Source organism: Sphingomonas sp. BK345 (assembly GCF_014193845.1).
Taxonomy (GTDB): domain Bacteria; phylum Pseudomonadota; class Alphaproteobacteria; order Sphingomonadales; family Sphingomonadaceae; genus Sphingomonas.
Genome location: NZ_JACHZX010000005.1, coordinates 343,548 through 361,137 on the forward strand (window position 1 = coordinate 343,548; position 17,590 = coordinate 361,137).

Genomic DNA, 17,590 nt, shown 5'->3' on the forward strand with positions numbered 1-17,590 from the left:
CGCCATGCCCGCCCGCAAACCCGATCGTCTCCGGACCACGCTCCGCTCCGCCGCGCTGCCCGCGCTGGCGGTGACGATCATGCTGTTCTTCGGCGCCTATGCGATCCTGGGTCCGAACGGCGTGCTCGCGCTGGGCGATTACAAGCGCCAGCTGGCCGCGCGCGAGCGGCAGTTCTCCGCGCTCGACGCGCGACGCGAGATGCTGCGCAATCGCGTCGCGCTGCTCGACCCGCGCCACGCCAATCCTGACATGGTCGATGAGCTCGTGCGCAAGGAACTCAACGTCGCGCATCCCGACGAGGTGATCGTCCCGCTGAAGTGAGGGGATGACGTCGTGAGGGTGACGGCAGGCTCACCCCGCAGCTGTACGTTCCGGCGAAGGCCGGGGCTCATGTGGGTGACGATTGTGAGTCGTCACAGAGGGCGTCCCAACTGGGCCCCGGCCTTCGCCGGGGCGCACAGCTTTATGAGAACAAGGGAGCGCTCCGAACAACTCGCGCTCGCCCTATGCTCTCACCTCCCCAGGAACGTCAGCAGGTCGCGCGTCAGGCGTTCGCCCTCGGTCGCGAACAGGCCGTGCGGGGCGCCGTCATATTCCACCAGCTGCGCGCCCTGTATACCGCGCGCCGCCTGCCGGGCGCTCGCGTCGATCGGCACCGTCTTGTCGCCCGTGCCGTGCAGCACCAGCGTCGGCACGCGGAAGGCGGGGAGGTCGCCGCGGAAGTCGGTGTGGCCGAAGCTCTCGGCGCATTTCAGCGTCGGTTGAAGCCCGGCCTGCATGGCCAGCCGCCACGCCCAGTCCAGCGTGGCCTCGCTGACCGGGCTGGTGACATAGCCTACCCCGAAGAAGTCCTTGAAGAAGGTGCGGAAGAAGTTCGGTCGATCCTTCAGGATGCCGTCGGCGATGCCCTGCAGCGTGTCCTCGGGCACGCCGTCGGGATTGTCGTCGGTCTTGAGCATATAGGGCACGACCGAGCTGATCAGCGCCGCCGATATCACGCCCTTGCCGTCGTAGCGCGACTGGTAGCGCGCCACCTCACCGCCGCCCATCGAGAAGCCGACCAGCGTGACGTCCTGGGTCGCGCCGGCGGCCTCGAGCACGTCGTTCAGGTCGTCGGTGAGCGTGTCATAATCGTAGCCGCTCCACGGCTGGCCCGAGCGGCCGAAGCCGCGGCGGTCATAGGCGATCGCGCGGAAGCCGGCGTCGGCCAGCGCCTTCATCTGCGGGTCCCAGCTGTCAGACGAGAGCGGCCAGCCGTGGATCAGCACCACGGGCCGGCCCTCGCCCCAGTCCTTGACGTACAGGTCGGTGCCGTCGCGCGTCTTCACGTAGGGCATGGGCTCGTTCCTTCAGAAACTAAGCCACGTTAACCGCCGCGCCGCGGCCCCGTTCCGCTCAGTCGGTCGCACCCACGGCAGTGCTCACCGCGGTGCGCGGCTGCGCGGCGAGGAACGCCTCCACCTCGCCGAGCGCCACGTCGCGATCGAGATAGGTCTGGCCGATGCCGCGCGCGAGCAGGAAGGGCAGGGTGCCCGCCTCCATCTTCTTGTCGTGTCGCATATGCTCGACCAGTCGCTCGGCCGGCGCGTCGATGCCCGCCGCGGCGAGCCCGTCGGGTAGGCCGCTGGTGCGCCAGTGCGCCGCCACGCGCTCGGCATCGCTCGTGGAGCAACGCCCGGTCGCGGCCGAGAAGGCGAAGGCGAGCGCGCAACCCGCGGCGACCGCCTCGCCGTGAAGCAGCCGGTCGGAGAAACCCGCCTCCGCCTCCAACGCGTGGCCGAAGGTGTGACCGAGGTTGAGCAAGGCGCGGCGGCCGTTGGTCTCGTGCTCGTCCGCGGCGACGATCCGCGCCTTGGCGGCGACCGCGTGCGCGATGGCGTGGGTGCGCGCCGCCGGGTCGCCCGCGAGCAGCGCGGCGCCGTGGCGCTCGCACCAGGCGAAGAAATCGGCGTCGTCGATCAGCCCGTACTTCACCACCTCGGCGTAGCCGGCGCGGACCTGTCGTGCGGGCAAGGTGTCGAGCACGTCGGGGTCGATCAGCACGAGGCGGGGCTGGTGGAAGGCGCCGATCAGGTTCTTGCCCGCGCGCGCGTTGATCCCGGTCTTGCCGCCGACCGACGAATCGACCTGTGCCAGCAAGGTGGTCGGGATCTGGACGAAGCGGCAGCCGCGCTTGAGGATCGCGCTGGCGAACCCGACCAGGTCGCCGATCACCCCGCCGCCCAGCGCCACGACATGGTCGCCGCGCTCGACTCCGAGCGCGAGCAGCTGGTCGGTCAGTTTCTCGAGTGTGGCCCAGCTCTTCGACGCCTCGCCGGCGGGGAGCACGATCGAGCGATGCCCGACCCCGACCGAGTCGAGCGCGCCCCCCAGCGCGGCGAGATGGTCGGCGACGTTGACGTCGGCGACGATTACGAGCGGACGCCGACCCGCCAGCGGCGCGAGCCACTCGCCGGCGCGGGTCAGCAGGCCGGGCTCGATCACCACGTCATAGCTGCGCTCGCCGAGCCGCACGGGGACGGTGGCGCCCCGGCCAGACTGCTTGCCGGTCTGTTCGATACTCATCTGCCCAGGGCCTCCAGGATCGCGCGCACGGTCGTCTCGTGCGGGGCGTTGGCGCTGGCGACGCGAAGATGCGCCAGCGCGTAGAGCGGGTTGCGGACGGCGGCGAGGTCGCGCAGTACCGCGGCCGGGTCGCGCCCGCGCAGCAGCGGGCGGGTGTCGCGGCGACGCACGCGCTCGGCCAGCACCTCCACCGGCGCGTCGAGCCAGATCGCCAGCGCCTCGGCCAGGATCAGCGCGCGCGTCTCGTCGTTGACGAAGGCGCCGCCCCCGGTCGCGATCACCTTCGGACGACCGTCGATCAGGCGCTGGATCACGCGGCGCTCGCCGTCGCGGAAATAGGCCTCGCCGAACTGCGCGAAGATGTCGCTGATCGACATGCCCGCGGCGATCTCGATCTCGGTGTCGGCGTCGACGAAGGGCAGGCCGAGCCGCGTCGCCAGTCGGCGCCCGACGGTGGACTTGCCCGCGCCCATCAGTCCGACCAGCACGATCGGCTGACCGATCCAGGCGGCTCCTCGTTCGCGCGGGGCAGGCGGGCTTTGCAACATCGTCGGCAGGGCTATACAGCGCCTTCATGCCCCGGCAACAGCGTGCGCGCCGCGCGCTTCTCCCGGGGCGGTTGGGCGCGTGCGCGATGGGGTATCCATGTCTCGGTTGATCGTCTCGGTGGTGGTGTTGCTGGTGATCGTGCTCGGCGCCCTGTTCTTCCTCGCCGGGCGCGCGACCGAGCAGCCGACGACGCGGGTCGAGAAGGCGGTCGAGCTTGGCAACCTCGCGAACTAGGCGCGCGCTCGTCGCGGGCGCCGCGGCGCTCGCGATCGGTGCCGCCGCTGCGGCGCAGCAGAGCCCCGAATCGCTGCTGCCGCCCGGTTTCGGCGACAACGCGTCGACGCCCACGCCATCTCCGGCGCCCTCGGCGGCCGCAGCCGCGTCGGCCGCGCCGGGCGCGGTACCCGCGACCGCGCCGCGCGTCACGGCGACCACCCCGGCAGGCCCGCTGCCGCCGCTCCCGCCGCTGTCGATGCCGACGCCGGGTGCGACGCCCACGCCGGCTGCACCGCGCTACGAAATGCCCGCCTTCGCGCGGCGGTCGCTCGGGCAGCTTGGCCCCAGCGACAGTTTCGCCGCCGACGCCTTCGCCGGGGCCGATGGCCGCTATCTCGAGCGACTGATGCGGCGGCTGTCGGCGCCGCTGCCGTCGCGCTGGCTCCAGATCGCGCTGCGGCGGCTGCTCGCCGCAGAGTTGGTCACGCCCGCGCACGTCAACGGCGCCGACTTCGCCGCCGAGCGCGCCTGGCTGCTGCTGCGCATGGGCGAGTCGGTCACCGCGCGCGCCGTGGCGCAGTCGGTCGATCTCGACCGAGTCACCCCCAAGCTGCGCCAAGTGTGGATGCAGGCCGCGCTCGCTTCCGCCGACCCCGCCGCGCTGTGCGCGCTGGCGCCGGGCGCGGGCGACAGCGAGCGCGGCTGGATCGTCGCGCGCGCGATGTGTGCCGGCCTGACCGGCACCGGCAAGACCCAGCCGCTACTCGCCGACATCCGCCGCCGCCGCGTCGCCACCGGCATCGACCTGCAACTCGCGCAGAAGGTGATGGGGGCGGGGCTAGACAGCCGGCAGGCGATCACGATCGAGTGGGCGCCGGTGACTCAGCTCACCGCGTGGCGCTTCGGCCTCGCCACCGCCACCGGCGTGGCGGTGCCGGCCGATCTCTACGACACGGTAGGCCCACAGGTGACCGCATGGCGCGCGCTCGCGCCGGCGATCCCGCTCGCCGAGCGTGCCGCAGTCGCCGACCGGGCGGCGGCGATGGGCGCGCTGTCGTCCGCAGCGCTGGTCGACCTCTACTCGGCGCTGGCCGACGGCGACGACGTGCCCGCCCCGCTGGCGCGTACCGCCAACGACCTGCGCGATGCCTATGTCGGCGACAGCCTCGACACGCGGCTGGGCGCGATGGCGCGGCTGTGGGACGCGGCCGAGACGCCGGCGGCGCGCTATGGTCGGCTGATCCTCACCGCGCGCGCCGCGGCGCGGCTGCTGCCGGCGGGCGAGGTGGAGCAGGCCGACCGGCTGGTCGCCTCCATGCTGAGTGCGGGGCTGGACCGCACCGCGCAACGCTGGCGCGGCCACGTCCGCGCCGGCAGCGACGCCTGGGCGATGCTGCTGCTGGCTGATCCCGACGGCGGCGCGCGCGGTGCCAACCCGCGCGACTATGCCCCGAGTGGAGCGAATGCCGAGCGCAAGAAGCAGCTGTTCTTCGCCGCGCTCGCCGGCCTTGGCGAGGTGCCTGCCGCCGACCTGGCAGACGAGGGCGAGCGCTTCGGCGTGCCGGTCACGCGCGCCGACAGCTGGACGAGCGCGCTCGACCGGGCGGTGGCGGCGCGCCAGCAGGGCACCGTGTTGTTGCTCGTTGCGGTCGGTCTGCAGGCGCGCGGCTGGGAGACGGTGCCCGCGGCATCGCTCTACCGCGTCGTCGCGGCGCTGCGCGCGGTCGGGCTCGACGGCGAGGCGCGGATGATCGCGGCCGAGGCGATCGCGCGGCTCTGATGGCCGGGCGCGGGCTCACGACCGGGGCGGGCGCCTCGGGCGAGGACCGGCAGGCGATCGAGCGCTTTCTCGAGATGCTCGCGGCGCAAGCCGGGGCAGCGGCGAACACGCTCGCCGCCTATCGCCGGGACCTCGCGCTGGCGTCCGGGGCGCTCGACGGCGGCCTGGCGCGCGCCGATGCCGCCGCGCTGGGCCGGCTCGCCGACGGCTGGACCGCGCTCGCCAGCGCGAGTGTCGCGCGCAAAGCCTCTGCCCTCCGGCGGTTCTTCGCCTTTCTCGCGGAAGAGGGCGCGCGCCCCGACGATCCCTCGCCGGCGCTGCCGCGTCCGGCGACGCGTCGCGCGCTGCCGCGCACGTTGAGCCACGCCGACGTCGACCGGCTGTTCGCCGCGATCGCCGAGCGACTCGCGCGCGATCCCGTGATCCCGACCGACTTGCGGCTGGCCGCGCTGATCGAGCTGCTCTACGGCTCGGGGCTGCGCGCGAGCGAGCTGGTGTCGCTGCCGCGCAACGCGATCCATCCCGACCGGCCGTTCCTGATCCTGCGCGGTAAGGGCGGCAAGGAGCGGCTGGTGCCCTTGTCCGATCGCGCGCGCGCCGCGGTGGCAGCGTGGCGCGCGCATGTCGCGAGCGACCGCGCCTTCCTGTTCCCCTCGGGGGCGACTCACCTCTCGCGCGTGCGGCTGTTCCAGCTGGTGCGCGCGCTCGCCGCGGAAGCGGGGATCCCGCCCGATCGGATCAGCCCGCACGTGCTGCGCCACGCCTTCGCGACTCACCTGCTGGAGGGCGGCGCCGACCTGCGTGCGCTCCAGACGATGCTGGGCCATGCCGATATCGCCACCACCGAGATCTACACGCATGTCGACAGCAGCCGGCTGGTCGAGCTGGTCAACGAGCGGCACCCGCTCGTTGACGCGTTGCGTCACCGCGACTAGCTGCGGCCGATGCCTAGTTTCCTCGACTTCGAGAAGCCCATCGCCGAGCTGCAGGCGCGCATCGACGAGCTGCGCGACACCGGTGACGCGGGCGCGATCGACATCTCCGCGGAGATCGCCAAGCTCCAGGCCAAGTCCGACAAGCAGCTCAAGGATACCTTCGCCAAGCTGACGCCGTGGCAGAAGACCCAGGTGGCGCGGCATCCCGAGCGCCCGCACTTCCGCCACTATGTCGCCGGGCTGTTCGACGAGTTCCTGCCACTCGCCGGAGACCGCGCGTTCGGCGACGACCAGGCGATCCTCGGCGGTTTCGCGACCTTTCGCGGCCAGCGCGTCATGGTGCTCGGCCATGAGAAGGGCGACGATACCGCCAGTCGGCTCAAGCACAATTTCGGCATGGGCAAGCCCGAGGGCTATCGCAAGGCGATCCGGCTGATGGAACTGGCAGATCGGTTCGGGCTGCCGGTGGTGACGCTGGTTGACACCTCGGGTGCCTTCCCTGGCATCCAGGCGGAGGAGCGCGGCCAGGCCGAGGCGATCGCGCGCTCGACCGAGGCGTGTCTCGCGCTCGGCGTGCCGCTGGTCGCGTCGATCGTCGGCGAGGGCGGCTCGGGCGGCGCGATCGCGCTCGCCAGCGGCAACCGCGTGCTGATGTTCGAGCATGCGGTCTACTCGGTGATCTCGCCGGAAGGGTGCGCCTCGATCCTGTGGCGCACCGCCGATCGCGCCCCCGATGCCGCCGAGGCGATGAAGGTCACCGCGCAAGATCTGAAGGGATTGGGCGTGATCGACTCGATCGTCCCCGAGCCGCTCGGCGGCGCGCACCGCGACCCCGCGGGCGCGATCCGCGCGCTGGGCGATTCGATCGAGCGCGCGCTCGCCGAGCTGACGCCGCTGACGCCGGGGGCGCTGCGCCAGGATCGGCGCGACAAATTCCTGCGTATGGGCCGGCTGAGCTGAGGCTTGGCGCCCGATCAGGGAGAAAAAAGGCTTCGCCTGCAACCTGCTCCGTCATCCTGAAACGAGGTCAGGGTGACTCCGGTGTGAGGCTGTGCGCGTCACTGACTCGAGGGTAGTCGCAGCAGCAGGATCACGGCGCCCGCGGATCGAACAAGAAAAAGGCGACGGGACCGAGGTCCCGCCGCCCTTCATACAATGATGGACCAGCGGATTACGCGTTGGCCATCTTGCTCGTCGTGGTGCTGAAGGTGTTGTTCAGCTGGTTGCCCAGGCCCTTCATCGCACTGATGGCGGCGACGGCGACCAGCGCGGCGATCAGGCCGTACTCGATCGCGGTGGCGGCCTTGTTGTTCTTCAGGAAAGCGCGAATCTTCTGCATGTCGATCTCCGAGACAAATTGGCTTCAGTTACCCGGCCGATGAGCCTCTGAGGCTCCAGCGATGTCCGGTGTAGCTGCGGCACGGTTGAGAAACACTTAAGCCTGTTCCTATGATTTCAGAATTTCAGGCAGGTTAGTTGAGATCTTGTCTCAGCGGCCGACGAGAAGGTTGGTCGACACGGTGGTGAGGACGTCACTCAGCGCGGTGGAGACGCGGCCGAGCCCCGCGGCGATCGTCAGCGCGACGGCGGCGAGGATGAGGGCATATTCCACCGCCGTCGCGCCGCGGTCGTCGCGGCCGAGTCGCGAGAAGAGCGGGCGTCGGGTGCGAGGGCGTGCCATGGCGCGATCGTAGCGCATGGATGGTTAAGGATCGGTTCGATGACGATGCTGGTGGTCGCCGCGGCGCTGATCGACCCGGCAGGACGCTGCCTGATGCAGCAGCGTCCGGTCGACAAGCGGCACGGCGGCTTGTGGGAGTTTCCGGGCGGCAAGGTCGAGCCGGGCGAGGCGCCCGTGGACGCGCTGGTGCGCGAGCTCGCCGAGGAGCTCGCCATCGCGGTGTCGCCCACGGCGCTCGCGCCGCTGTCCTTCGCCGCCGATGCCGCGCCCGGCGCGCGTCCGCTGGTGATGCTGCTCTACGTCGCGCGCGCCTGGTCGGGTGAGCCGTGCCCGCTCGCCGCGGCGGCGCTGCGCTGGGACGTGCCCGCCGCGCTCGCCGCGCTGTCGATGCCCCCGGTCGACGTGCCGCTGCTCGCCGCGCTGCGCGAGTCGCTTGCCCGCGGCGACGCGCTGGCCTAGGGGCGCCGACGCGACAGGTTCCCCGCGAGGGGAAGTAAGAGGGAAGCCGGTAGCTTGGCTGCGATCCGGCGCTGCCCCCGCAACTGTGACCGGCGAGCCCTCTCCCGCGCGTGCCACTGGACCGATGGTCCGGGAAGGCCGGAGCCGGGGCACTGACCCGGGAGCCAGGAGACCTGCCCGTCGCGGTTGTCCTTCGCGCGGACGGGGTGTGCCGGGCGATCGAGGTCTTGTCCTCGCGTGACGACGATCGGGCGGCAGTGCCGCGGCACGGGGCCGCGCGTCCGCCCGCGACCGTGTGGGGGGAGACGTGACCATAGCCTATCGCCGCATCGCGACCGCGTTGCCACTGCTGCTGCTCGCGCCAGCAGCGCACGCGCAGAGCGCGCAATCGACCGAGGCGCTCGAGCAGGCGACCCGCGCGGGCGACGACGTGATCGTCACCGCCGCGCGCGCCGCGACGCCGGCCGACACCGTGGCGCAGGCGGTGACCGTGCTCGACACCGCGACGATCGAGCGGCGCCAGACGGTGGTGCTCGCCGATCTGCTGCGACAGACCCCCGGGATCGCGGTGGCGCGCACCGGCGGCGTCGGCGGCGTCACCTCGGTGTTCATCCGCGGCGCCGAGAGCGACCAGACGGCGGCACTGATCGACGGCGTGAAGATCAACGACCCGTCCGCACCCGGGGGCGGCTTCAATTTCGGCGAGCTGCTGGTTGGCAATATAGCGCGGGTCGAGGTGCTGCGCGGCGCCTCCTCGGTGCTGTGGGGCAGCCAGGCGATCGGCGGCGTGGTCAACATGATCACTCGCCAGCCGACCGACCGGCTGAGCGTCAACGCGCGGGCCGAGGGCGGTTCGATGGGCACTGGCCAGGCCTTCGCCAATGTCTCGGGTCGTGCCGGCGCGATCGCAGCGAGCCTGGGTGGCGGCTATTACACCACCGACGGCATCTCGTCCTACGCGCGCGGCAGCGAGCGCGACGGCTTTCGACACTATGGCGGCAACGCCAGTGTCACGGCGACGCTGGCGAGCAACGTCTCGGTCGACCTGCGCGGCTTCTATGCCAATGGTCGCACCGAGTTCGACGGCTTCCCGGCGCCGAACTACACCTTCAACGACACGCGCGAGTACAGCGACGCCGAGCAGTGGATCGGCTACGGCGGCGTCAACGTCGCGCTGTTCGACGGCGCGCTGCACAACCGGCTGGGCTATGCGCGGACCGATATCGCGCGCACCAGCTACGACCGTGATCTGACGCCGCGCGAGACGTACCGCTCGCAGGGGCAGAACCACCGGATCGAGTATCAGGGCGTTGCCGACCTCGGTGCGGTCGTGCGCGCGACCTTCGGCGCCGAGCGCGAGATCTCGCGGCTCTACACGCGCGGCTATGGTAGCACCGATCGCGGGCGGGCGCGGCTGTTCAGCCTCTATGGCCAGCTCGCGCTCACCCCGATCGAGGGAGTCACCGCGACCGGTGGCGTGCGCCACGACGACCATGACCGCTTCGGCGGCGCCACCGTCGGCGCGGCGAGCCTCGCCTGGACGCCCAACGACGGCGCCACCCTGCTGCGCGGGAGCTGGTCGCAGGGCTTCAAGGCGCCGACCCTGTTCCAGCTCAACGGCAGCACCGGCAACCCGAACCTGCGCCCCGAGCGATCCGAGGGGTGGGACGCGGGGGTGACCCAGCGCGCGCTCGATGGCGCATTGGAGGCGAGCGCGACGTGGTTCCGCCGCGTCTCGCGCGACCTGATCAACACGCGCGCGTGCAGCCCCGCGGTGGACGGGCCGATCTGCGGCGCGCGGCCGTTCGGCATCTACGACAACGTCGCGCGCACCCGCGCGCAGGGGCTGGAGTTCGCGCTCACCTTGCGCCCGGTCGAGGCGGTGACCGTCGTCGCTGCCTACACTTATCTCGACGGCGAGAACCGCTCGCCCGGCGCGAGCTTCGGCCTGCCGCTGCTGCGCCGCCCGCGTGACAGCACCACCGTCAACGCCGACTATCGCTGGCCCTTCGGCCTCTCCACGGGGGTGACGCTCACCGCGGTCGGCGACAGCTACGACGTCGGCCAGGTGCGGCTCGACGGCTATGTCCTCGCCGACCTGCGCGCCGCGCTGCCACTGACGGAGAAGATCGAGCTGTACGCGCGGCTCGAGAATGCCTTCGACCAGCGCTACGTCGTGGCGGTGGACTATGGCAATCCCGGGCGCGCCGCCTATGGCGGGGTGCGGCTGCGCTACTGACATGGGCGCACGCGCTCCCCTTCTGCTGCTCGCGGCACCCGCTCTGGTCTCCGCCGCGACGCCGCGTGCGCCGCGCATCGTGTCGATCAATCCCTGCCTCGACGCGGTGCTGGTGCGAGTCGCCGACCCCGCGCAGATCGCCTCGATCAGCGCTTACTCGCAGGACGCGCGCTCCAGCTCGATCCCGCTCGCGCTGGCGCGGCGCTACCCGGCCAACGCCGGTACCGCGGAGGAGGTGGTGGCGCTGCGCCCCGACCTCGTCGTCGCCGGCGGCCATGTCGCCCCCGCGACTGTGGCCGCGCTGGCGCGGCTGCGCGTGCCGCTCGCGCAATTCGCGGTGCCCACGACGGTGGAGGAGAGCGTCGCCCAGGTGCGCGACCTCGCCGCGCGCGTTGGTCATCCGGCGCGCGGCGCGGCGCTGGCGGCGCGCATCGAGGCGGCGGCGCGACCGTCTCGGGTGATGCCGCTGCCCGCGCTGATCTTCGGCGCGGGCGGGCTGGTGCCCGGCGCGGGCACGCTGCCCGACGACCTGCTGACCCGCGCCGGCTTCCGCAACGCCAGCGCGACCTACGGGCTGGCGCGCTGGGACGTGCTGCCGCTCGAGCACCTCGTCGCCGCGCCGCCGCGCGTGCTCTTCTCGGTCGCCGCGGCCGAGGGCGCGGGTGGGGGCGGGGGCGAGCGCGCCGAGCACCATCCCGCGCTCCGCCGACTCGCGCCGCGGCTCATCACCTTGCCCTTCCCGGCGCGGCTGATGAACTGCGGCGGGCCGACGATCGTCGAGGCGATGGCGGTGCTGCGCGGCGCACGCACGCGGCTCGGGGAGCGTCGATGAGCCGCGCGACGCTCTGGCTCCTGCTCGCGCTGCTGCTCGCCGCGGCGGGCTCGCTCGCCGCGGGCAAGGTGTGGGTCCCGCTCGACGCCTGGACCAGCGCCGACCCGCGCTCGATCATCATCGTCGAGCTGCGACTGCCGCGCACGATCCTCGCGCTGATCGTCGGCGCGGCTTTGGGCGTCGCGGGAGCGGCGATGCAGGGCTATCTGCGCAACCCGCTCGCCGACCCCGGACTGTTCGGCGTCTCCTCGGGTGCGGCGCTGGGCGCGGTCTGCGCGCTCTTCTTCGGCTATGCCGCGCAAGCCTGGCTGCTGCCGCTCTTCGCGCTGGCGGGGGCGGCGGCGACGATGGCGCTGCTCGCGCTGATCGCGGGGCGCTCGGCCAGCCTGCTCGTGTTCACGCTCGCGGGCATGGTGCTGACGAGCCTCACCGGCTCGCTCACCGCGCTCGCGATCAGCCTGGCGTCGACGCCCTTCGTCGCCTCCGAGATCGTCACCTGGCTCATGGGCGCGCTGACCGACCGCAGCTGGGACGACGTGTGGCTGGCGCTGCCGCTGGTCGCGCTCGGCGTCGCGGTGCTGGCGCGTACCGCGCCCGCGCTCGACGCGCTGACGCTGGGCGAGACCGCGGCGCGCTCGCTCGGGGTCGAGCCGCGGCGGCTGCAGCGCGCGATCGTGCTGGGCGTCGCGCTCACCGTCGGTGCAACGGTGGCGACCGCGGGGGTGATCGGCTTCGTCGGGCTGATGGTGCCGCATCTCGTCCGGCCGCTCGCGCGCCACCGCCCCGGCGCGACGCTGTGGCCGAGCGCGCTCGCGGGCGCGCTGCTGGTGACGGTGGCGGACACGCTGGTGCGGCTGGTGCCCAGCGCGAGCGAGCTGCGGCTCGGCATCGCCATGTCGCTGCTCGGCGCGCCCTTCTTCCTCTACCTGCTGCTGCGGCTGCGCCGGCGGCTGGCATGAGCGCGCTGGCGACCGAGGCGCTGACGCTGTCGCTCGGCGGCCGGCGCGTGCTCGAGGAGGTGACGCTCACGCTCGCGCCGGGGCGGGTGACCGCGTTGCTCGGGCCCAACGGCGCGGGCAAGAGTAGCCTGCTCGCCTGCCTCGCCGCCCTGCGCCGCCCCGACTCGGGTGCGGCGACGCTCGATGGCAAAGACGTGACGGCGCTGCCCGTGCGCGAGCGCGCCCGCCGCATCGGCTTCCTGCCGCAGCAGGCGGACGTGCACTGGGACGTCGACGTGCGCGCGCTGGTGGCGCTCGGCCGGCTGCCGTGGCGCGGGCACGGCGCGGCGGGCGTTGCGGACCGCGCCGCGGTGGAGCGCGCGCTGGAGGCGACCGCGATGACCGCGCTGGCGGGGCGGCCGGTCGAGCAGCTCTCCGGCGGCGAGCGCGCCCGCGCGCTGCTGGCGCGCGTGCTGGCGGGGGAGCCCGAGTGGCTGCTCGCCGACGAGCCGCTCGCCAGCCTCGACCCGGCGCACCAGCTCGACGTCGGCGCGCGGCTCCGCGCGGTCGCGGCGGCGGGTGCGGGCGTGGTGCTGGTGGTCCACGACCTCAATCTCGCGGCACGGCTGGCGGACTCCGTTTTGCTGCTGCGCGCCGGGCGCGTGGTGGCGGCAGGCGACACTTCGGCGGTGCTGACGCCGGAGACGATCGCGGCGACCTATGGGGTGACGGTGGAGGTGGGCGTCACCGCGGGGGGCGAGCGATACATCGTGCCGGTGGGGCGGGTCTGAGCCGCTGCATCTGGAGGCGCGACCGGGAATCGAACCCGGGTGCAAGGATTTGCAGTCCTCTGCGTCACCACTCCGCCATCGCGCCTCGATGCCGTGGAGGCGCGCATCTGCGGGCAGCGGGGCCGGCTGTCAAGCACCGCCGCGCGGCAAAGTGATTGGCGAAGCCGCCGCTGCGCGATACAAACCCGCCACGCGCAACGTGTGTTGCATTACTAAAACAGCTATGTCACAGGAACGTCCGATGACCGCCGCAGCCACCCTTCGTGACGACGTTTTCACCGCGATGCGCCAGGCGATGGTGGCGAGCCAGCTGCGCACCGTCGCGGTGACCGATCCGCGTGTGGTGGCGGCGATGGCGGAAGTGCCGCGCGAGCGCTTCGTCCCCGCCGCATCGACCGCGATGGCCTATCGCGACACCGCGATCGCGCTGGGGCAGGGGCGCGCGCTCAACACGCCGCTCGCTACCGCGCGGCTGCTGGTCGAGGCGCGGCTGCGCGCGAGCGATCGCGTGCTGCTGATCGGCGCGGCGGCGGGCTATACCGCGGCGGTGCTGGCGCGGATCGTCGCCGAGGTCGTCGCGGTGGAAGAGTCGCCCGATCTCGCCGCGCACGCGCGCGCCGCGCTTGCGGACGAGCCCAAGGTGACCGTGGTCGAAGCATCGCTCGCGCAGGGCCATGCCACGGGCGCGCCCTATGACGTGCTGCTGGTCGACGGCGCGGTCGAGGAGCTGCCGTCGACTTTGCTCACCCAGGTCGTCGACGGCGGGCGCATCGCGACCGGGCTGATCGAGCGCGGCGTGTTCCGCCTCGCCGCCGGCGCGCACCGCGGCGCCGCGACCGCGCTGACGCCCTTCGCCGACATCGACTCCGTCCGCCTGCCCGGTTTCGCCAAACCGCGCGGCTTCACCTTCTGATCGAGGTATCCGCTTGCGCCGACGTTCGCTGCCGCTGCTCCCGCTGCTCGCACTGGCGAGCACGCCGCTCTCCGCGGAGACGCTGCGCGACGCCTTGGCCAAGGCCTATCAGAACAACCCGACGCTGACGGCGCAGCGCGCGGCGCAGCGCGCCAACGACGAGAACGTGCCGATCGCCCGCGCCGGCGGGCGGCCGGTGCTGTCGACCTCGACCGGACTCAACGAGAACCTGCTGCGCGGCGGCAACAGCTTCACCACGCCCGAGCGCCAGCTGAGCGCCTCGGCCGGGGTGACGCTGCCGATATACCAGGGCGGACGGGTGAAATACGGCGTCCGCGCCGCCGAGACGCGGGTCGAGGCGGGGCTGGCCAACCTGCGCGGCGTCGAGGCGAGCACCTTCACCGATGTGGTCGGCGCCTATAACAACGTGATCCGCGACGAGGCGATCGTCGCGCTCAACGCGCAGAACGTGCGCGTGCTGGAGACCAACCTGCGCGCCAGCCGCGACCGCTTCGAGGTAGGCGACCTCACCCGCACCGACGTGGCGCAGTCGCAGGCGCGGCTCAGCCTCGCGCGCGCGCAGCTTCAGTCGGCGCAGGCGACGCTGATCTCCAGCCGTGAGAATTACGTCCGGCTCGTCGGCGCTCCTCCGGGCACGCTCGAGCAGCCGCCCGCGCTCCCCAAGTTGCCGGACAGCGCCGATGCCGCGGTCGAGATCGCGCTGCAGGACAATCCCAACCTGCTCGCGGCGCGCAAGGTGCGCGAGGCGACCGACTATGACGTCAAGGTCGCGCGCGCGGGCCGCCTGCCGCAGCTCGGCGCCACGATCGGACAGAATTACTTCAACTATCTCGGCACGCTCGGGCGCGGCAACGCTGCGGGCCTGGGCGTCGGCCAGACCGGCACCGCCACCGCGATCGGCGCCTCAATCAACCTGCCGATCTTCCAAGGCGGACGTGTCGCGGCGCAGCTGCGCCAGGCGCAGGAACTGCGCGGCCAGGCGATCGAGCAGGCCACCGGCGCCGAGCGCCAGGTGGTGGCGCAGGCGCGCTCGGCCTATGCGGTGTGGCGCTCGTCGCTCGAGGTGATCGCCTCGGCCGAGGCGGCCGTCAACGCCAACAAGCTCAGCCTGGAGGGCGTCCGCGCGGAGAACAGTGTCGGCACGCGCACCATCCTCGACATCCTCAACGCCGAGCAGGAGCTGCTCAACAGCCAGGTGACGCTCGTCAGCGCGCGACGCGACGCCTATGTCGCGGGCTTCTCGCTGCTCGCGGCGATGGGCCATGCCGAGGCGGAGGACCTCGGGCTCGACGGCGGCGCGCTGTACGACCCGACCGTCAACTATCGCGCGACGCGCGGGCGCTTCAACGATTTCGCGCGCACCCGCGCGGCCGAGCCGGTCGCCGCCAGCACCGCCGCGATCGGTGCGCAGGACGCCACGGTCACCCGCGAGCTGGATCCTCTGCTCGAGAGCAATGTTGACAGATCACCCGCGTTGACGACAGGTGTGGACCGGCCGCGCCCTTGATCTAGCGCGGGAAAACACGCTGTGGGGACCAAGTGATGGCGGATCTGAACGCCGAGCCCTCGATGGAGGACATCCTCGCCTCGATCAAGCGCGTGATCAAGGAGGGCGAGGCCCAGCCGCCGCGCCGCCCCGCGCCGCGTCCGCTCGGCGGCCACGATCGCGACCATGTCCTTGAGCTCAACGACTCGCTTGCCGCGCCGACGCCCGCGCCCGAGCCCGCACGTTTCCCGGAGCAGCGCGCGGCCGAGCAGCGCGCGCCCGAGCCGCCGGCGCCGAGCTTCACTCAGACCGAGCCCAGCTTCGCGCCGCCGCCTGCGGCGGGCCCTGCATCGACGCCGGCAGCCAACGCGGCCGTGCCCGAGCCGGCAGTGTCGCCGGCGACGGTCGAGGCGACCCGGGGTGCGCTCGGCGCGCTGTCGCGGTTGGTGGTCAAGCCCGAGCCCGACAGCGACGGCACGCTCGAGGGGCTGGTGCGCGACATGCTGCGCCCGATGCTGAGCGACTGGCTCGATCACAATTTGCCGCGACTGGTCGAGCAGATGGTCGCGCGCGAGATCGCCAAGATCACCGCGGGTCAGGGATAGGCGAGAAGGGCCGGAGCAACGCCGCAGGAGGCGTAGAGCGCCAGGTCGGTAGGTCGCGACCTCGAGCCACCCTGCGTGCCCGGCGATGGCCGAGGCCCAGTTGCGAAAGAGGTCGTGGGTCTCATCGGCGTCCCGCATCTGAGCTCCGGCCTTCGGGCATGCCCGTTGCACGATCCCATCCGCCTCCTCGTCCCATCGGGTTACAGCCCGCGCTCACCTCACGACCGCAGCGGCAGCTCCAGCGCCACCATTAGTCCGGGCGCGGCGTCGTCGAGCGTGACGCTGCCGCCATGCAGCCGCGCCACCGCAGCGACCAGCGAGAGCCCCAGCCCGGCACCGTTGCCACCCCGCGCCTCGTCGACCCGGCCGAAGCGGCTCAGCGCGACGGCGCGATGCTCGGGCGCGATGCCGGTACCTTCGTCGGCGACGCTCACGGTAGCGGCATTCGGCGTCATCTTGAGCGACAGCGTGATCGTGCCGGCGCCATATTTCAGCGCATTGTCGATCAGGTTGCCGAGCGCCTGCGCGATCAGCTCGCGATGCAGCGGCAGCGTCAGCGGTTCCGGCGCGACCACACGGATGGCGCGGTCCGCATCCTCCGCGAGCGGCCCGTAGATCTCGGCGAGCTGCTCCAGCTCGTTGGCGAGGTCGACCGGCGCGAACGACTCGCGCCCGATGCCTGCCTCGGCGCGCGTGATGCGCAGTGCGGTCTCGACCAGCGCGAGCACGCGCTCGCCCTCGCCGAGGGCGCGGTCGACCGCCTCCTGCGCAGCGGGCTCACTGACCTGCGCCGCGGCGCGTTCCAGCGCCGAGCGCAGCCGCGTCAGCGGCGACTTGAGGTCATGCGCCAGCGTGTCGGTGGCGATCGTCAGCTCGCTGACCAGCGAGTCGAGCCGGTCGAGCGTGGCGTTCACCGCGTCGGCGAGCAGGGCGAAGGCGTCGCCGCTGCGATCGTCGGCGACGCGGCGCGAGAGATCGCCGCCGCGTACGGCCCGCAGCGTCGTCACCGTGTCGTCGAGGCGGGTGACGATCATCCGCGCTGCCAGCCAGGCGGCGAGCGCGGCGAAGGCGATCGCGAGCGACAGGGCCACCAGCATCGCCGCCTCAAGCAGGCGTACGGTGCGGCGCTCGCCCTCCACCACGCTGCCCGTGAGCAGCCGCGCGCCGCCGGGCAGCCGCGTCGCGCGTACCAGCATCGCCTCGGGCGCGTCGTGGCGGCGGCGGTACAGCTCTACCGCGATCGTGCCGTCGTCGGGGAAGATGTTGGGCGGCCAGGCGGAGAGATTGCCCGCCAGCCGGTTACCCGCCGCGTCAGCGAGCAGCACCACCGCGCCAGCGCGGGCGGGGCGCGCGCCGCGCAGCTCGATCGCGCGCGCCAGCCCGGCGGTGCCCGCGTCGCTCTGGATCGCGAGCAGGTCCTGGCGCAACACCTCCTCGGTGGCGAGCGCGCGATCGTACACCTGGCCGCGCACGATCGCGCGCAGCGTCAGCAGCAGCGTCGCCGCCGCGGCCACTTGCAGCAGGAAGACGAGCGCGGCGAAGCGCGCCGTGGTCGAGCGCCAGTGCACCTCAGCGCGCG

General features: G+C 72.6%; 19 protein-coding genes, 1 tRNA gene and 1 riboswitch. Of the genes, 13 read left to right on the top strand and 7 right to left on the bottom strand.

The annotated features are described in order from the left end of the window. Positions 1-4: 4 nt before the first annotated feature. Positions 5-322: a septum formation initiator family protein gene (locus FHY03_RS16825; RefSeq protein ID WP_258047973.1), complete on the top strand. Its 318-nt coding sequence runs from the start codon at positions 5-7 to the stop codon at positions 320-322. 191 nt (positions 323-513) lie between these two features. Here the strand turns inward: FHY03_RS16825 and FHY03_RS16830 are convergent, their stop codons facing one another. From FHY03_RS16830 to FHY03_RS16840, 3 genes are read right to left on the bottom strand one after another with little or no spacing between them, the layout of a single operon-like run. After that, positions 514-1,338: an alpha/beta fold hydrolase gene (locus tag FHY03_RS16830; protein WP_183931745.1), complete on the bottom strand. Its 825-nt coding sequence runs from the start codon at positions 1,336-1,338 to the stop codon at positions 514-516. Positions 1,339-1,396: 58 nt separating this feature from the next. Then, on the bottom strand, positions 1,397-2,566 hold the full coding sequence (gene aroB, locus FHY03_RS16835; protein ID WP_183931746.1) for a 3-dehydroquinate synthase: 1,170 nt from the start codon (positions 2,564-2,566) through the stop codon (positions 1,397-1,399). After that, positions 2,563-3,114, bottom strand: a complete 552-nt coding sequence (locus FHY03_RS16840; protein ID WP_183925181.1) for a shikimate kinase — start codon at positions 3,112-3,114, stop codon at positions 2,563-2,565. The genes aroB and FHY03_RS16840 overlap by 4 nt, the downstream gene beginning before the upstream one ends. Positions 3,115-3,211: 97 nt before the next feature. Between FHY03_RS16840 and FHY03_RS16845 the strand changes: the two genes are divergently transcribed. From FHY03_RS16845 to FHY03_RS16860, 4 genes are read left to right on the top strand one after another with little or no spacing between them, the layout of a single operon-like run. Beyond that, positions 3,212-3,349 (top strand): hypothetical protein, encoded by a 138-nt coding sequence (locus tag FHY03_RS16845; protein WP_165926994.1) that lies wholly within the window; start codon positions 3,212-3,214, stop codon positions 3,347-3,349. Then, positions 3,330-5,111, top strand: a complete 1,782-nt coding sequence (locus FHY03_RS16850) for a hypothetical protein (protein WP_183931747.1) — start codon at positions 3,330-3,332, stop codon at positions 5,109-5,111. The genes FHY03_RS16845 and FHY03_RS16850 overlap by 20 nt, the downstream gene beginning before the upstream one ends. Further along, positions 5,111-6,046, top strand: coding sequence for a tyrosine recombinase (locus tag FHY03_RS16855; protein ID WP_183931748.1), 936 nt, complete (start codon positions 5,111-5,113; stop codon positions 6,044-6,046). The genes FHY03_RS16850 and FHY03_RS16855 overlap by 1 nt, the downstream gene beginning before the upstream one ends. Before the next feature lie 9 nt (positions 6,047-6,055). Next, positions 6,056-7,006, top strand: a complete 951-nt coding sequence (locus FHY03_RS16860; RefSeq protein ID WP_183925187.1) for an acetyl-CoA carboxylase carboxyltransferase subunit alpha — start codon at positions 6,056-6,058, stop codon at positions 7,004-7,006. 211 nt (positions 7,007-7,217) lie between these two features. On the opposite strand, the gene FHY03_RS16865 is transcribed toward FHY03_RS16860, so the two are convergent. Further along, a complete protein-coding gene (locus tag FHY03_RS16865) occupies positions 7,218-7,385 on the bottom strand; it encodes a Flp family type IVb pilin (protein WP_183925189.1) in 168 nt (55 codons plus the stop codon). A gap of 150 nt (positions 7,386-7,535) precedes the next feature. Further along, positions 7,536-7,727 (bottom strand): Flp family type IVb pilin, encoded by a 192-nt coding sequence (locus FHY03_RS16870; protein ID WP_183925191.1) that lies wholly within the window; start codon positions 7,725-7,727, stop codon positions 7,536-7,538. Positions 7,728-7,772: 45 nt separating this feature from the next. Here FHY03_RS16870 and FHY03_RS16875 point away from each other — a divergent pair, with 45 nt between their 5' ends. The 5 genes from FHY03_RS16875 (at position 7,773) to FHY03_RS16895 (ending at position 12,986) form a co-directional block, all read left to right on the top strand. Beyond that, positions 7,773-8,186 carry a (deoxy)nucleoside triphosphate pyrophosphohydrolase gene (locus tag FHY03_RS16875; protein ID WP_183925258.1) on the top strand — a complete coding sequence of 138 codons (414 nt, stop codon included), beginning with the start codon at positions 7,773-7,775 and terminating at the stop codon, positions 8,184-8,186. Further along, positions 8,185-8,382, top strand: a riboswitch (cobalamin riboswitch). Its footprint overlaps the gene before it by 2 nt. Positions 8,383-8,493: 111 nt before the next feature. Then, a complete protein-coding gene (locus FHY03_RS16880) occupies positions 8,494-10,425 on the top strand; it encodes a TonB-dependent receptor domain-containing protein (RefSeq protein WP_311722065.1) in 1,932 nt (643 codons plus the stop codon). A 1-nt stretch (position 10,426) separates the two neighbouring features. Further along, the gene (locus FHY03_RS16885) at positions 10,427-11,257 is read left to right on the top strand and encodes an ABC transporter substrate-binding protein (protein WP_183931749.1); all 831 of its coding nucleotides are present in this window, start codon (positions 10,427-10,429) and stop codon (positions 11,255-11,257) included. After that, positions 11,254-12,216, top strand: coding sequence for an iron ABC transporter permease (locus FHY03_RS16890; protein WP_183931750.1), 963 nt, complete (start codon positions 11,254-11,256; stop codon positions 12,214-12,216). The genes FHY03_RS16885 and FHY03_RS16890 overlap by 4 nt, the downstream gene beginning before the upstream one ends. Next, positions 12,213-12,986, top strand: coding sequence for an ABC transporter ATP-binding protein (locus FHY03_RS16895; RefSeq protein WP_183931751.1), 774 nt, complete (start codon positions 12,213-12,215; stop codon positions 12,984-12,986). The genes FHY03_RS16890 and FHY03_RS16895 overlap by 4 nt, the downstream gene beginning before the upstream one ends. An 11-nt stretch (positions 12,987-12,997) precedes the next feature. Here the strand turns inward: FHY03_RS16895 and FHY03_RS16900 are convergent. After that, positions 12,998-13,071: transfer RNA gene (locus tag FHY03_RS16900), tRNA-Cys, on the bottom strand. A 156-nt stretch (positions 13,072-13,227) separates the two neighbouring features. Here FHY03_RS16900 and FHY03_RS16905 point away from each other — a divergent pair. The 3 genes from FHY03_RS16905 to FHY03_RS16915 are packed head-to-tail and all read left to right on the top strand — an operon-like array spanning position 13,228 to position 16,011. Then, on the top strand, positions 13,228-13,899 hold the full coding sequence (locus FHY03_RS16905; protein WP_183931752.1) for a protein-L-isoaspartate O-methyltransferase: 672 nt from the start codon (positions 13,228-13,230) through the stop codon (positions 13,897-13,899). Between the two features lie 13 nt (positions 13,900-13,912). Further along, positions 13,913-15,427, top strand: coding sequence for a TolC family outer membrane protein (locus tag FHY03_RS16910; RefSeq protein WP_260159336.1), 1,515 nt, complete (start codon positions 13,913-13,915; stop codon positions 15,425-15,427). Between the two features lie 35 nt (positions 15,428-15,462). Further along, on the top strand, positions 15,463-16,011 hold the full coding sequence (locus FHY03_RS16915; protein ID WP_221190271.1) for a DUF2497 domain-containing protein: 549 nt from the start codon (positions 15,463-15,465) through the stop codon (positions 16,009-16,011). Between the two features lie 218 nt (positions 16,012-16,229). On the opposite strand, the gene FHY03_RS16920 is transcribed toward FHY03_RS16915, so the two are convergent. Next, the gene (locus FHY03_RS16920) at positions 16,230-17,579 is read right to left on the bottom strand and encodes a HAMP domain-containing sensor histidine kinase (protein WP_183925202.1); all 1,350 of its coding nucleotides are present in this window, start codon (positions 17,577-17,579) and stop codon (positions 16,230-16,232) included. Positions 17,580-17,590: the final 11 nt, after the last annotated feature.